General features: G+C 66.2%; 12 protein-coding genes and 1 pseudogene. 10 read left to right on the top strand and 3 right to left on the bottom strand.

The window, feature by feature from the left end; translation table 11 throughout:
• The 3 genes and pseudogenes from EYB42_RS16365 to EYB42_RS16375 form a co-directional block, all read left to right on the top strand.
• A pseudogene (locus EYB42_RS16365) lies at nucleotides 1–104 on the top strand (IS5/IS1182 family transposase); the annotation flags it as partial.
• Nucleotides 101–913, top strand: a complete 813-nt coding sequence (locus EYB42_RS16370; protein WP_135451153.1) for a ferredoxin reductase domain-containing protein — start codon at nucleotides 101–103, stop codon at nucleotides 911–913. The pseudogene EYB42_RS16365 and the gene EYB42_RS16370, both read left to right, overlap by 4 nt.
• Complete coding sequence (locus tag EYB42_RS16375; RefSeq protein ID WP_135451154.1) at nucleotides 894–1874, top strand: FAD:protein FMN transferase; 981 nt, start codon at nucleotides 894–896, stop codon at nucleotides 1872–1874. The genes EYB42_RS16370 and EYB42_RS16375 overlap by 20 nt, the downstream gene beginning before the upstream one ends.
• Nucleotides 1875–2550: 676 nt before the next feature.
• Here the strand turns inward: EYB42_RS16375 and EYB42_RS16380 are convergent.
• From EYB42_RS16380 to EYB42_RS16390, 3 genes are all read right to left on the bottom strand, one after another.
• Entirely contained in the window at nucleotides 2551–3876 is a 1326-nt protein-coding gene (locus EYB42_RS16380) for an MFS transporter (RefSeq protein WP_135451155.1), read from the bottom strand.
• 210 nt (nucleotides 3877–4086) lie between these two features.
• Entirely contained in the window at nucleotides 4087–4569 is a 483-nt protein-coding gene (locus tag EYB42_RS16385) for a DUF411 domain-containing protein (RefSeq protein WP_135451156.1), read from the bottom strand.
• Nucleotides 4570–4612: 43 nt separating this feature from the next.
• Nucleotides 4613–4999, bottom strand: coding sequence for a DUF302 domain-containing protein (locus EYB42_RS16390; protein WP_135451157.1), 387 nt, complete (start codon nucleotides 4997–4999; stop codon nucleotides 4613–4615).
• A gap of 629 nt (nucleotides 5000–5628) precedes the next feature.
• Between EYB42_RS16390 and ftsH the strand changes: the two genes are divergently transcribed.
• The 7 genes from ftsH (at nucleotide 5629) to EYB42_RS16425 (ending at nucleotide 13990) form a co-directional block, all read left to right on the top strand.
• The gene (ftsH, locus tag EYB42_RS16395; protein ID WP_135451158.1) at nucleotides 5629–7446 is read left to right on the top strand and encodes an ATP-dependent zinc metalloprotease FtsH; all 1818 of its coding nucleotides are present in this window, start codon (nucleotides 5629–5631) and stop codon (nucleotides 7444–7446) included.
• A 4-nt stretch (nucleotides 7447–7450) separates the two neighbouring features.
• Nucleotides 7451–7978 (top strand): phosphate-starvation-inducible PsiE family protein, encoded by a 528-nt coding sequence (locus EYB42_RS16400; protein WP_135451159.1) that lies wholly within the window; start codon nucleotides 7451–7453, stop codon nucleotides 7976–7978.
• A 25-nt stretch (nucleotides 7979–8003) separates the two neighbouring features.
• Entirely contained in the window at nucleotides 8004–10832 is a 2829-nt protein-coding gene (locus EYB42_RS16405; protein WP_135451160.1) for an ATP-dependent Clp protease ATP-binding subunit, read from the top strand.
• 287 nt (nucleotides 10833–11119) lie between these two features.
• Nucleotides 11120–11539 carry an Hsp20/alpha crystallin family protein gene (locus EYB42_RS16410; RefSeq protein WP_135451161.1) on the top strand — a complete coding sequence of 140 codons (420 nt, stop codon included), beginning with the start codon at nucleotides 11120–11122 and terminating at the stop codon, nucleotides 11537–11539.
• A gap of 17 nt (nucleotides 11540–11556) precedes the next feature.
• Complete coding sequence (locus EYB42_RS16415) at nucleotides 11557–11958, top strand: Hsp20/alpha crystallin family protein (RefSeq protein ID WP_135451162.1); 402 nt, start codon at nucleotides 11557–11559, stop codon at nucleotides 11956–11958.
• Between the two features lie 21 nt (nucleotides 11959–11979).
• Nucleotides 11980–12480: an Hsp20/alpha crystallin family protein gene (locus EYB42_RS16420; protein WP_135451163.1), complete on the top strand. Its 501-nt coding sequence runs from the start codon at nucleotides 11980–11982 to the stop codon at nucleotides 12478–12480.
• Nucleotides 12481–12574: 94 nt separating this feature from the next.
• The gene (locus EYB42_RS16425) at nucleotides 12575–13990 is read left to right on the top strand and encodes a Do family serine endopeptidase (RefSeq protein ID WP_135451164.1); all 1416 of its coding nucleotides are present in this window, start codon (nucleotides 12575–12577) and stop codon (nucleotides 13988–13990) included.
• Nucleotides 13991–14322: the final 332 nt, after the last annotated feature.

Genomic DNA, 14322 nt, shown 5'->3' on the forward strand with positions numbered 1-14322 from the left:
GTCGGCTGAAAGACTGGCGCAGGGTTGCCACCCGCTATGACCGCTGCCCAAAGGTCTTCCTCTCAGCCGTCGCACTCGCCGCAACCGTCATGTTCTGGCTATGAATGGAGAACGAGTCCTGACCCTAAGCCTGGAGCTGGCCCACCAACCTGCCATACCCTATGGCTTTACACTCGATCTGATTTCGCGGCGCGATTACGGGGCAGAGGTGCAGGTGCCGATGGCGATCCTGCGGTTTGCCCTGCCGCGTGTCACGCTTTGGCAGCGTCTGACCGGTCGTGGCATGGCGCGGTTCGAGGCCGGAGACCTGCTTGGCGTCCTGCCCGAAGGCTCGCCTGTGCCGCGTCTATATTCTCTGGCGTCGGGGGCAAGCGACGGATTCATCGAGATCGTTGTTCGCAAGCACCCGGGTGGTCTGACTTCCGGGCAGCTTGTGGCGCTGAAGCCGGGCGCGCGCGTCCGCGCCTTCCTTCGCCGCAATCCGCGGTTCCACGCCGGGCAGGATCGGGTACCGCTGATCCTGATTGGCGCGGGCACTGGCGTCGGCCCGCTGGCCGGGTTCATCCGTGCCAACGCTCGCCGCCGTCCGATGTATCTGTTCTTCGGGATACGCAACCGGGACAGCGACTTTCTGTATGGCGAGGAACTGGCCATCTGGCAGACCGAGGGGCGGCTTGCGCGCCTGTTCACCGCGGTTTCACGCGGAGCAAGGCCGCACTACGTTCAGGATGCACTGCGGGCCGAGGCTGCGCTGGTGGCTGATGCAATCCGCCAGGGTGCAAGGATCATGGTCTGCGGTGGACGTGACATGGCGCAAGGCGTTGCCCGCGCGCTTGAGGACATACTTGCGTCCTCGGGGCTTGCGCCTGCGGTTCTGAAGGCTGAGGGGCGCTATGTCGAAGATGTCTACTGACCTGATCCGTCACGCCCTGAATGGCCCCACCATGGGCACCCGCTGGTCGGCACTGTTCTTCGCGCCCGATGGTTTCGACCCCGCCCCGGTGCGTGTCGCGCTGCAGGCAGCGGTCGATGCGGTTGATGACCAGATGTCCACCTGGAAGCCGGACAGTGACCTGATGCGCCTGAATGCCGCCCCTGTGGGCGCCTGGCAGAAACTGCCGCAGGATCTGGCCAAGGTGCTGGCACTGGGGCTGGCCATTGGCCGAGCATCTGAGGGGGCCTTCGACATCGGGCAAGGCGATGCCGTGTGCGCCTGGGGGTTCGGGGTGTCGGCCGCCGATCCGCTGGCGATCCGCACGGCCATGCAGGCCACCCGCCACCTGGCCCACGAGGTGCTGGAACTGGATGCGGGCCGTGTGCGCAAGACCGCCCCCGTTACCCTGGACCTGAACGGGATCGCTAAAGGATACGGAGTGGACCGGCTGGCCGAGACGTTGTTCGCCCATGGCATCCGCGATGCTTTGGTCGGGATCGATGGGGAAATGCGCGCAATGGGACTGCGCCCTGACGTGCATCCCTGGACCATTGCGGTCGAACGACCCGATCGCAACCGCCGCGCGCCCCATTCCATACTGACGCTTCAGGATGCCGCAGTGGCGACCTCGGGCGACTATCGTCACTGGGTCACGGTCAACGGTCGGCAACTGTCGCATACGATCGACCCTGCACGGGGCGCGCCGCTGCTGTCCCCGCCCGCATCGGTGACGGTGATCGCACCCACCTGCGCCGAGGCTGATGCCTGGGCGACGGCGCTGATGGTCAGGGGGGCCGAGGCGGGCGCAATGCTGGCAGAGAAGTCGTGTCTCGACGCCCTTTTCCTGACGCGCGATGATGCAGGCGGCACCAAAGCCCTTCCGGTTGGCAGACTGTCTTCCGGAAATCCCGCTGCGACGGCCTGGGCTGTCGAAGGTTAGACCCGCGGAGCCGCTGCTTCATCTCGTGAGGCAGCCCATGCGTGCGCAGGGCGGATGCCCATCGCGCATCGTGGCGCGGTGGTCGCTGCAGTGATGCCGCCAATCCGTTTTGTCCTCGCGCGGGGCGAGCCGCGCCTTGGCAGCCTTATGGCCATGCTGTGGCAGGGCACATTCACGCAGGCTTCGCCATCGCCATGGGCGGCGTGTTGATCCGTCCTGCTGCTTGGTGAGTTCGTCGTTGTTTTGGGCGCGGTGAAGGCAGTAATCAGCATCGCCGCCGATCGGCTGTCGGACCGGGTTGGGCGGTTCCGGCGCAACATGCCGGCCATGTGGATCTGCGGCGTCGGCGCGGCGATGGTGGTCCCGGGCACAGGTGCGCGGCGGGGGGCGGGCTTCGGCATGGCGCTGCCCTATCCCAAGCTCTCTGCCGCGGTGGCCGACATCACGCCGCGAGCCTGGCGCAGCATGGCCGCCGGCATAAACCGTTTCCGGCGCGACCTTGGCCATGCCGTAGGCGCGCTGGAGCCTTGCTTCCCTGCAAGCCTTACGCAGGGGACATCGACCGCGTTCCGGTTCGTGGCGCTGTCGATGTTTCCCTCGGGCGCTGTGCTGTTCCAGCTGGGCAAGGAAGCCCAGCCACGGGTTGCCTGCGGACAGGTCCGGCCGGAAGCCGTGGTCAGACGGTCGGGCACGAGCCCTGAGGTGGCCAGAACGGGTGCAGCGCGTCGCGTACCGCAGGGTGGCAGTGCGGCGCGAATCCGTGTTCGCGCAGGTGCGGATGGTCGTGGGGCAGGTCCGCGTGGCTGTGGGTCAGCGCGGTTTCCTCGGCTGCGGGCCATAGGCGCCATGCCAGCAGGGTTCCCGCTGCGGCAAGTACCGCCATGACAAGGAAGGTCGCAGGCAGCCCGATCGCCGCCCCGGCCCGGCCCGCCAGCGGATAGGCGATCAGCCAGCAGGCGTGCGACAGCGCGAACTGTGCGGCAAACAGCGTCGGCCGCTCCTCGGCCGGGGCCGAACGGCGCAGAAGCCGCCCGGTGGGTGTCTGCACCAGCGCATAGCCGAAGCCCGTGACCAGCCACAGCGTCATCAGCGCGGGCAGCGCCCCTACCAGCGGTCCGGCCAGCATCGCAAGCGTAAGCAGCGCCCCCCCACCCAGCATCGCCGGGCGGTCGGGCATTCGGTCCAGAAGCTGCGGCAGGATCAGCGCCGCCGCCATCGACCCTGTCCCGAAGGCCGCGAGCGAAAGCGCCACCTGCGGCTCGCCCAGGCCGAGGCCGGCCTTCACGATCACCACGGTGTTGACAATCACCATTGCCCCCGCCGCCGCCACCGCAAGGTTCAGTGCCAGAAGGCCCCGCAGCCGCGGCGTGGCGAGATAGCGGCGCAGGCCCGCCGTGGTGCGGGCCCAGACCCCGCCCGCAGCCGGGGCTTGCGGCGCGGGCAGCCGCACCGTCATGACCAGCGCGGCCGAGGCGAGGAAGCCGATCACCGTGCCGCCGAACAGCGCCGGGAAGCTGACAACCGTGAGCAGCGCCGCCGCCAGCATGGGCGATACGAGGCTTTCGAGGTCATAGGCCAGCCGCGACAGCGACAGCGCGCGGGTATAGTCCGCCTCGTCGGGCAGGATGTCGGGAATGGTCGCCTGAAAGGCCGGGGTGAAGCCCGCCGAGGCCGCCTGCAAAAGGAAGATCAGCGCATAGACCTGCCAGACCTCGGTCACGAAGGGCAAGGCCAGCGCCACGGTGGCACGGATCAGGTCCAGTCCCACCAGCCAGGTCCGCCGCGGTACCCGCACCGCCAGCGCCGCGGCGAGCGGCGAGAGGGCCACATAGGCCACCATCTTGATCGCCAGTGCGGTGCCCAGAACCGCGCCCGCGTTGTCGCCCGCGATCCGCCAGGCCAGAAGCCCCAGCGCGACAGTGGCAAGTCCGGTGCCCACCAGTGCGATGACCTGGGCTGCAAAGAGGTGCCGGTAGGTTCGGTTGGAAAGAATCGAAAGCATGATATGTCCCCGGAAGGGTCGCACGAGTTGGCAGAGGCCGTCGAGGTCTTCAGGTTCCGGCACTGCCGGACTGTTGCCCCAGCTGTCATGACGCTGCCGATCAGGCACTATTGGCGGCAGATACGGTCCTTGCGGCAAGCCCGCAGTCGGGGCGTTCCCTCCCTTCACGTCAGGCGATAGCCAGGCCGCGCCGCCTGTCCCAGGCCGTCGTCATCCCGCCGCAGGATAATGCGCAAAGACCTCTGCGGTTCCGTTCCTGCGGATCAGCAGAACGTCATAGGCCTCGCGCGCGCTTTCCGGACCCATTCCCGGAGAGCCATAGGGCATGCCGGGGACCGCCAGCCCGAGCGCATCGGGGCGCTCGGCCAGCAGCCGGCGGATATCGGCGGCCGGAACATGGCCCTCGATCGTGTAATCGCCGATGATGGCGGTGTGGCAGGAGGCAAGTTCATCCGGGATGCCGCGCTCGCGCTTGAAGGCCGACAGCGCGACGGGGCTGCGCTCTTCGAAGCTGACGGTGAAACCGTTGTCGCGCAGATGCCCGATCCAGCTGTTGCAGCAGCCGCAGTCCGGATCCTTGACCACATGGATCGTATGGGCGGCGCCTTCCGCAGCGGCCGCGAGCGGTGACATGGCCAGCAGCGCCGTTGCGCCCTTAAGCACCTTGCGGCGGCAAAGGTTGTGGCTGGACATCCGGTACTCCTGTCCGTTTGCGCAGTCTTGCCCGGGCGAAGCATCAGATGGCCGCGACTGCCTTGGCCAGCAGGTCACGCACCTGCCCAGCCACGGCTTTCAGTCGATCGTTTCCGATGGCCTGCATCGAGGCCACCGGATCTACCGCGCTGACCTCGACCCCGCCCTGCACCTCGCGCAGGATGACGTTGCAGGGCAGCATCGCGCCGACGCGGGGCTCCAGCCCGATGGCCTGATGCGCCATCTTCGGATTGCAGGCGCCGAGGATGCGGTAGGCCGGCATCTCGACGTCGAGCTTCTTCTTCATCGTCGCCGCGACGTCGATTTCGGTCAGGACGCCGAAGCCGTGATCCGCCAGCGCCTTTCGCGTCCGCGCATCGACATCGTCAAGGCTGGACCCGGGGATCATGCGGTCGATCGTATAGGCCATTGCCACCCCGTATTTTCTATTTCCGAAGGTATTTGATCAGCGCCGCAATGGCCAGAACCAGCAACACCAGCACCAGCAGGCCCACAATCCAGCCGAAACCCATTCCCGGCCCCATTCCATATCCGTTCATCATCCGCTCCTCCTGATCGTCCGGTTGCGCATGCCGGCCGGCGAAATACCTTTGCCGCGGCCCGGGCCGGATGGTCCGCTGCGGCATCGATCACACGACTTCGCCGGCACCGGGTGCCAATTCCGTCATCGGCGGCGCCCATTCCTGCGCTGCTGCGCGTGCCGACCGTTTGGCCGTTCGCTGCCTGGACCCGGATGGCCTGGCCGCGACGCGCGATCTGGCGTATCGGGCCAATCCTTGCAATCTGCGGGCCGGTGGTGGTCTGTGCGCGGCATCCGGCTGTCACGCTGGATCCGCACGATGAGTCCCGTCAAGCGTTTTGTGCAGCAGGGCCCTCGGCAACCAGCAGGCGACGCAGCGGGGCAAAGCAGCTCACTCGTGAGGGAATGCGGCGCGCATCCAGCGATCAAGGTTGCATTTGCCTGATGCAACCCGAAGTTTCGCTGATAAGTTCAGGCGAGGGCCGCAGGGAATGTGGCCGGAACCGGAGATTTTCAGGATGAACAAGCAGCAGCAGATCAACATCTGGTATTGGATCGCGGCCTTCCTGTTTCTGATGCTGTTCCAGTCGTGGTGGCAGGGGGCAAGCGTGACAGAGCGCATTCCCTATTCGCGCTTTCTGCAGCTTCTCGAGGAAAATCGCATCGCCGAGGTCCAGGTCGAGACAGAGCGGATTCTCGGCAGATACAAGGAGCCCCAGGACGGCGCGGAATTCTTCGTCACCAACATCGTGCCCGACGACCTGACCCGGCGGCTGGAACAGTCGGACGCGGCCTACGACGGCACGGTGACCAACACCTTCCTGAACATGCTCTTGTCCTGGGTGGTTCCGGTGGTGGTTCTGTTTGCGCTCTGGTCGTTCTTCTTCCGCCGCTTTGCCGAAAAGCAGGGCTTCGGCGGAATGATGACGGTCGGCAAGTCGAAGGCCAAGGTCTATGTCGAGAAAGACACGGGCGTCACCTTCGACGACGTGGCCGGCATCGACGAGGCGAAGGCTGAACTGCAGGAAATCGTCAGCTTCCTGAAGGAGCCGCAGAAATACGGCCGGCTGGGCGCGCGCATCCCCAAGGGCATCCTATTGGTGGGCCCGCCCGGCACCGGCAAGACCCTGGTCGCCCGCGCGATCGCCGGCGAGGCGGGGGTGCCCTTCTTCTCGATCTCGGGCTCGGAATTCGTCGAGATGTTCGTGGGCGTGGGCGCGGCGCGGGTGCGCGACCTGTTCGAGCAGGCGCGCAAGGCTGCCCCCTGCATCATCTTCATCGACGAGCTCGATGCGCTGGGCAAGAAGCGTGGCGTGGGCGCCTTCGGCGGCGGGCATGACGAGAAGGAGCAGACGCTGAACCAGCTTCTGACCGAGCTTGACGGCTTTGACCCGCGCGAGGGGATCGTGCTGCTGGCTGCGACCAACCGGCCCGAGATCCTGGACCCCGCGCTTCTGCGCGCCGGCCGGTTCGACCGGCAGGTGGTGGTGGACCGGCCCGACAAGGGGGGGCGCGCGGCGATCCTGAAGGTGCATCTGAAGAAGGTGAAGCACGAGGGTCTGGACGTGGACCAGATCGCCGCGCTGACACCGGGCTTTTCCGGTGCGGAACTGGCGAACCTGGTCAACGAGGCGGCGATCCAGGCCACCCGGCGGGGGGCCGAGGCCGTGACCATGCAGGACGTGACCGCCGCCATCGAACGGATCGTGGCGGGGCTGGAGCGCAAGGGGCGGCTTCTGAACCCGAAGGAACGCGAGGCCGTGGCCTGGCACGAGATGGGCCATGCGCTGGCGGCCGCTTCGCTGCCCGGCGCCGATCCCGTGCACAAGGTCTCGATCATCCCCCGCTCGATCGGCGCTCTGGGCTACACGATGACCCGGCCGACCGAGGACCGGTTCCTGATCACCCGGCAGGATCTGGAAAACCGCATGGTGGTGCTGCTGGCGGGCCGTGCGGCCGAGGATCTGGTGCTGGGCGAGATCTCGACCGGCGCTGCGGACGACCTTGCCCGGGTGACCGACATCGCCCGGCAGATCGTCACCCGCTTCGGGATGCATCCCCAGCTGGGCCAGGCGGTTCTGGAGGCGCAGCGGGCGAGTTTCCTGGGCGAGGACGGTGCGCCCGGTCTGACTGCGCGCGACTATTCCGAGGCGACAGCGCGCGAGGTGGACCTTGCCGTGCGCGACCTGATCGACCGCGCCTATCAGCGGGCAAAACAGGTGCTGACCTCCCGCCGCTCCGACCTGGAGGCGGGCACAAGGCTGCTGCTGGAGCGCGAGACGATCACGCCCGACGATTTCCCGGCCCTGCGGCCGGCACCGCTGGCGGCGGAGTAGGGCGATGTCGATCCGGTCGGACTGGAACGCCTTTGCCGACCGCTGGGCGGTGCTGACGCTGTACCAGCGGTTTGAACAGGCTGTCACGCTGTCGTTGTCGCTGCTGCTGATCGTCGTCATCCTGGCGGCGATGTGGAACCTGTTCCTGCGGGTGATGGTCGGGCTGGTCCTGGAAGGGTCGCTCGACCCGGCCGACCACCAGGTGTTCCAGTCCGTGTTCGGCGCGATCTTCACCGTGATCATCGCGCTGGAGTTCAAGCGGTCGATCGTCGTTTCGGTCGAAAGCCACGACACGGTGTTCCATGTCCGCACCGTGGTGCTGGTGGCGCTCCTCGCGCTTCTGCGCAAGTTCATCATCCTCGACCTGGACAAGACCGGGGCAGCCACCATTGCCGCCCTTGCCTTTGCCACGCTGGCACTGGGCGGCATCTACTGGATGATACGCTGGCAGGATGCAGGGCGCGCCCCGGCGCGTGACCTTGCGGCAGATCAAGGTGCGGCCGACCGGTCGATTCTACACAGACACGAATGATTGAACACCTGACGGAGGGTAAAGCATGCAAGGCAAATGCGACATCTGCGGAAAGCCGGCAACGGTCAGGGTCCGCGCCTCGGTCAACGGGCGCACGCAGAACATGGAACTGTGCGACGAGCATTACAGGGAGGTGTTGCGCCGGCAGGGACGCACGGCCTCGCCTCTGGAATCGCTGTTCGGCCGGCGCGGCGGCTTGTTCGAGGAATTCTTCGGCGACCAGCCCTTCCGCAGCCTGATGGAGGATGCGGGCTTCGATCTGCCGCCCCTGGGGGCTGCGGCCGGCGATGGGGACGATGACGAGGTGGTGGATGCCACCTTCGGCGACGAGGCCCCGCGTGCCCGCAGCGCCCGCCGTCAGGGGGGGGGCTTTGCCAGCAAGATCAGCGAGCAGGCCGAAAAACTGTTGCAGGAGGCCGCGCGCCATGCCGCCGACATGGGCCGGTCCGAGGTGGATACCGAACACCTGCTGCTGGCGCTGACCGGATCCGAAGTGGTGCGTACCGTGCTTGACCAGTTCAAGATCTCGGTCGATCAGCTGAAGTCCCAGATCGAGGCCGAGGCGAAGCGCGGCGAAAAACCGCACGAGGGCGAGATCGGCGTCAGCCCGCGGGTGAAGGATGCGCTCAGCCGTGCCTTCGGGGCCTCGACCGACCTCGGCCATTCCTATGTCGGCCCCGAACACCTGCTGATCGGCCTGGCCGAAGAAGGCGAGGGCCTGGCCGCCAACATGCTGAAGAAACTGGGCCTGACGCCACAGGCGCTGCGCCAGCAGGTCGCACGCGTGGTGGGCAAGTCGGGTGCCGAGGACGGCAAGGCCGAAGCGCCGACCAACACCCCGGAGCTGGACAAGTATTCGCGCGACCTGACGAAGATGGCGCGCGATGGCAAGCTTGATCCGGTGATCGGCCGCGCGGCCGAGATCGAGACCACGATCGAGATCCTCGCCCGGCGCAAGAAGAACAACCCCGTGCTGATCGGCGAACCCGGCGTGGGCAAGACGGCCATCGTCGAGGGGCTGGCGCAGCGCATCGTCGAGGGCTCGGTACCCGAGGCGATCCGCGGCAAGCGTCTGGTTGAGCTGAACATAAACTCGATGGTCGCGGGGTCGAAATACCGCGGCGAGTTCGAGGAGCGGGTGCAGAAGATCCTCAAGGAAGTGACGGATCATCAGGGCGAGATGATCCTGTTCATCGACGAGCTGCACACCATCGTCGGCGCCGGCCAGGGCGGAGGCGAGGGGGGCCTCGACATCGCCAACGTGTTCAAGCCGATGCTGGCGCGGGGCGAACTGAACCTGATCGGCGCGACCACGCTGAACGAATACCAGAAGCACATAGAGAAGGACGCGGCCCTTGAACGCCGTTTCCAGCCGGTGATGGTGCCCGAACCGACCGTGGCCCAGGCGATCATGATCCTGCGCGGCCTGCGCGACACCTTCGAGGCGCACCACAAGGTCACGATCACCGACGAGGCCATCGTGGCGGCGGCGGAACTGTCCGATCGCTACATCCAGGGCCGCTTCCTGCCCGACAAGGCGATCGACCTGATCGACCAGGCCGCGGCGCGGGTGAAGCTGTCGGCCACGGCCCGCCCGGTCGAAGTGCAGGAGATCGAGGCCGAACTGCATCAGCTGCGGCGCGAGCAGGACTATGCCGCAGCGCGCAAGAACTATGACAAGGCCGCCGAGATCGGCAAGCAGATCGAGGCGAAGGAAGCGACGCTGAAGGAGCTGACCGAGGCCTGGGAAAAGGCGCGTGCCACCGGGACGGCCGAGGTGCTGGCGACCCATGTCGCGCAGATCGTCTCGAAGCTGACCGGCATCCCGGTCGACGAGCTGACCGAGGAGGAACGCGCCAAGCTTCTGAAGATGGAAGAGCGTCTCCACGAACGGGTCATCGGCCAGGAGGAGGCGATCCGGGCCGTATCCGACGCGGTTCGGCTGGCGCGCGCGGGGCTGCGCGAGGGCTCGAAACCCGTCGCCACCTTCCTCTTCCTCGGTCCGACCGGCGTCGGCAAGACCGAACTCGCCAAGGCGCTGGCCGAGGTCGTCTATGGCGACGAGGATGCGATGATCCGCATCGACATGTCGGAATACATGGAAAAGCACACCGTCGCCCGCCTGATCGGCGCCCCGCCGGGCTATGTGGGCTATGACGAGGGCGGGCAGCTGACCGAGAAGGTGCGCCGCAAGCCCTATTCGGTCATCCTTCTGGACGAGATCGAGAAGGCGCATCCCGATGTCTACAACGTCCTGCTTCAAGTCTTCGACGACGGGCGCCTCACCGATGGCAAGGGCCGCGTGGTGGACTTCACCAACACCATCATCATCGCCACGTCGAACCTCGGCGCCGACCGGATCCAGAAGCGGCTTCTCTTGCGCGGCACGGCGGCCGAGCAGCCCGAGAAATTGAAGGCCGAGCTGATGGAAGTGCTGCGCGGCCACTTCCGGCCCGAGTTCCTGAACCGGCTGGACGACATCATCGTCTTCCACAGCCTGACAAAGGACGAGATCCGGCAGATCGTGCTGTTGCAGCTTGGCAGGGTCACGCGCACGGCTCAGTCGCAGGGGGTGAAGATCATCTTCGACGACAGCCTGATCGATATGCTCGCGGCCGAAGGCTTCCGCCCGGAATATGGCGCGCGCGAGTTGAAGCGTCAGATCCGCAGTCTGGTCGAGACGCGCCTTGCCCGCGCCATGCTGGGCGGCGAGGTGGCGCAGGGCGATCAGGTGCGGATCAGCTGGGACAAGACGGCCGAGCAGGTGCGGATCGAGCCGGTGACGACCGCAAGACCAGCGGCCGAAGCGGCGGAAAACCCGCCTTCTGGCGGGAAACCGGAAGCCGGTGCCTGAAGGATCGACGGCGGTGGCGCAGGCCACCGCCGTTTTCGCAACCATATGAAAACGAATATGAATATTCGGTCCGCCAGCCTCTTGAAATCACCGCGGGGCCTTCCTTCATTAAGGTCGAACGCCCGCGAGGGGTTCACGCAAGGTGACGGGTCTGGCCCAAGCGGCAGGCCACCGGGGGTGCCGATCTGGACCCCGCAAGGTGACGTCCGACTCCAGAGCGGGGGGCAGTCGAACGCCTCCCTCCCGTCCTTCGTGGCCGCCTTCGGGCCGTCCACAAGGAGGTGAACATGCTCTACAGGACTGCACTTTACCCTGCTGATCCCTTTGCTCTGATGCGGCGGCTGTCCGAGGATCTGGACAGCGCCTTTGGTGCGCCGCGCCCCTTCCCGGCGCTGAACGTCTGGCAGAATGACGAAGCAGCGGCCATCACCGCCGAACTTCCCGGCGTCGAACCCGCCGACATCGACATCCAGGTGAAGGACAATATCCTGACGCTATCAGGCGAACGCAAGGCGCCCGAACTGCCCGAAGGCGCAACCTGGCATCGACGCGAGCGGGCCTTCGGCCGCTTCACCCGTGCGATCCGGTTGCCCTTCCGCGTCGATCCCGAGAAGGTCGAGGCCCGCTTTGCCGATGGTGTGCTGCGCATTGCCGTGGGCCGCCCGGAAGAGGACAAGCCCCGCCGCATCGAGATCAAGGCCGCCTGAAAGAGGAGGACAAGACAATGACCACCGAAGTTGCGAAGGCCCCCGAACAGACCCCGGCCGAAGCTGCGGCCGAAACCACCCGCAACCGCCCGGTCTGGCGGCCGCTGACCGATATTGTCGAGACCAGGGAAGGCGTGACGCTGATGCTCGAACTGCCCGGCGTGGCGGCCGATGACGTGGATGTCGCGTTGGAAAAGCGGGTGCTGACCATCCGCGCCCGTTCGCACGATGCCGGCCCCGACAAGCTGCGCCTGGCCCATGCCGAGTATGAGCCGGGCGATTACGAACGTGCCTTCACTCTGTCCGAGGATTTCGATGCCGAGCGCATCGAAGCTGAAATGAAGAACGGCGTGCTGACCCTGCGCCTGCCGCGCAGCGAGGCCACCCAGCCGAAGACGATCAAGGTCAAGGCCGCCTGAGCCAAGGAAAGGAGGATTGTGATGAAGATCAAGGATCTGATTCCCTGGGCGCGCAAGGACGAACCCGCCCGCCCCGAAACGCAGGACAACCCCATCGCCGTCCTGCAACGCGAAATGAACCAGGTCTTCGAAGGGTTCTGGAACCGCTTCGGCAAGTCCTTCGGTGACCTGGACTGGCCCTGGGGCCATTCCGAGGCGAAGTCGGACGTTGTGCAGACCGACAATGCGATCGAAATTTCGATCGAGCTGCCCGGCATGAGCATGGAGGATGTCGAGGTCACTGTGACCGACGACCTGCTGACCGTGAAGGGCGAGAAGAAGATCGAGCGGCAGGAGGAGAAGAAGGGCTATTACCTCTCCGAACGCAGCTACGGCGCGATCTGGCGGACGATCCCGCTGCCGCCCGGAACCGACGGGTCGAAGGCAGAAGCAACCTTCAAGAACGGCGTGCTGACCGTGCGTCTGCCGCAGACACCCGAGGCACAGGCCCGCGTCAAGCATATCGAGGTCAAGGCCGGGTGATCCGGCGCTGGGTGCGGACGCCGCCATGGCGCCCGCCCCCCGTTCTTCCAAGACGTGACTTTCCCTTTTCGTTCTGCATCATCAGGAGTTTGGCATGTCATCCCGAACATTCCTCGCGCGCGGTCGGGCCGCGCTGGTCGCCCTGTCACTTGGGGTAAGCGCGGCAGTCGCCGAGGTGCCGGCGCTGCCGTCGGGCAACTTCGACGCCGATGCTCGCGGCATTCCCACGCTTGCGCCGGTGATTGGCAGGGTGGCTGAAGCCGTCGTAAACATATCGGTCCTTTCGGAACGACCGGCCGCGACGACCCCGTTGTTCCGTGACCCGTTCTTTGCGCCCTTCCTGCCGCCGGTTCCGCCCGAAGGACCCGTCGAACGCCAGATGAGCGCCGGATCTGGCGTCATCGTGGACGCGGAAAAGGGTTACGTGCTGACCAACAACCACGTCATCGCCGATGCGACCGAAATTCGCGTCGGACTGCGCGACGGGCGCAGCCTGACGGCAGAACTTGTGGGCACCGATCCGGCAACCGACATCGCCGTGCTGAAGGTTCCGTCCGAGGGTTTGACCGCAATCGAACCGGGGGATTCCGATCAGCTTCTGGTGGGCGACTATGTCGTGGCGATCGGAAATCCCTTCAACCTGGGCCAGACCGTGACCCTTGGCATTGTTTCGGCGCTGGGGCGGTCGGGGATCAACCCGCAGGGATACGAGGATTTCATTCAGACCGATGCCTCGATCAATCCCGGCAACTCCGGTGGCGCGCTGATCACGCTGGACGGCAGGCTTGTGGGTATCAACACTGCGATCATCGCACCGAATGGTGGCGGAAATGTCGGCATCGGCTTTGCCGTCCCGGTCAACATGGCACTGGCCGTGATGGAACAGCTGGTCGAACACGGTGCCGTCAGCCGCGGCAAGCTGGGGGTGGCGATCCAGGATCTGACCCCTGATCTGGCCGAGGCGATGGCGCTGGATGCCGAAGCAGGGGTTGTGGTCGGCAGCGTCGAGCCGGGCAGCGCCGCCGACAAGGCTGGATTGCGCGCAGGAGACGTGATCCTGTCGATCGACGGCCACACCCTGCGCGGTTCGGCCGATCTGCGCGGTCGGGTGGGCATGAAGCGGCCGGGCGATGAGGTTACCCTGGACGTGCTGCGCGGCCAGGAGCGTCTGCGGATCGCCGCCAGACTTGATGAGCTGGGGGCAGGGGGCGCGACCCTTCAATCCGGCGCGGGTGGCGAAGTCGAACTTTCCGGTCTGCTGTTGCGCCCACTTGACCCGGACATGCCCGGCTATGGCCTGGTCGAAGGATTGTCGGTCGTGTCGGTCGCCCCGCAAAGCCCGGCAGAGCGTGCCGGCATCCGCCCGGGCGACGTGGTGCTGGCAGTGAACCGGCGTCCGGTTGCCACGCCCGAGGATCTGGCCGCCGCGCTGGATGCATCGCGAGGCAACGCGGTGGCACTGCTGGTCTGGCGTGACGGCAGAGAGCAGTTCGTGATCCTGCCGCGCTGAAGCTGCACCGCCCTGCACGGACTGCGGGGCGGTGTTCCCCCCCCCGGCTTTGCGCTGTGGCAGAGGCAGAAAAGGCAAGCGCCGATGGCGCAGGCACATCACCCGGTCTCGTGCACCAGCTGAACAGGCTGGTGCATCCGTCTGATCCTCCGGGGCATGGCGGGCCCGGCCTAGGTTGGCGTCGGCATGGTCGCAGGGCCGGAGATGCTGTGACCCCCGATGCTCATCCGGCTGACACCAGAGTCCTTTGTTGAACTTGGCGCTGTTTCGCCGACGGAGCAATGGGCGATCTGCGCAGCGTTTCGGTTGCGCGAAGCTGATCGCCCATTGCG

This window comes from Tabrizicola caldifontis (assembly GCF_004762095.1).
Taxonomy (GTDB): Bacteria; Pseudomonadota; Alphaproteobacteria; order Rhodobacterales; family Rhodobacteraceae; genus Tabrizicola; species Tabrizicola caldifontis.

Coding starts and splice junctions, on each gene's coding strand:
- EYB42_RS16370 (WP_135451153.1), top strand. CDS start 101: ATGAATGGAGAACGAGTCCTGACCCTAAGCCTGGAGCTGGCCCACCAA.
- EYB42_RS16375 (WP_135451154.1), top strand. CDS start 894: ATGTCGAAGATGTCTACTGACCTGATCCGTCACGCCCTGAATGGCCCC.
- EYB42_RS16380 (WP_135451155.1), bottom strand. CDS start 3,876: ATGCTTTCGATTCTTTCCAACCGAACCTACCGGCACCTCTTTGCAGCC.
- EYB42_RS16385 (WP_135451156.1), bottom strand. CDS start 4,569: ATGTCCAGCCACAACCTTTGCCGCCGCAAGGTGCTTAAGGGCGCAACG.
- EYB42_RS16390 (WP_135451157.1), bottom strand. CDS start 4,999: ATGGCCTATACGATCGACCGCATGATCCCCGGGTCCAGCCTTGACGAT.
- ftsH (WP_135451158.1), top strand. CDS start 5,629: ATGAACAAGCAGCAGCAGATCAACATCTGGTATTGGATCGCGGCCTTC.
- EYB42_RS16400 (WP_135451159.1), top strand. CDS start 7,451: ATGTCGATCCGGTCGGACTGGAACGCCTTTGCCGACCGCTGGGCGGTG.
- EYB42_RS16405 (WP_135451160.1), top strand. CDS start 8,004: ATGCAAGGCAAATGCGACATCTGCGGAAAGCCGGCAACGGTCAGGGTC.
- EYB42_RS16410 (WP_135451161.1), top strand. CDS start 11,120: ATGCTCTACAGGACTGCACTTTACCCTGCTGATCCCTTTGCTCTGATG.
- EYB42_RS16415 (WP_135451162.1), top strand. CDS start 11,557: ATGACCACCGAAGTTGCGAAGGCCCCCGAACAGACCCCGGCCGAAGCT.
- EYB42_RS16420 (WP_135451163.1), top strand. CDS start 11,980: ATGAAGATCAAGGATCTGATTCCCTGGGCGCGCAAGGACGAACCCGCC.
- EYB42_RS16425 (WP_135451164.1), top strand. CDS start 12,575: ATGTCATCCCGAACATTCCTCGCGCGCGGTCGGGCCGCGCTGGTCGCC.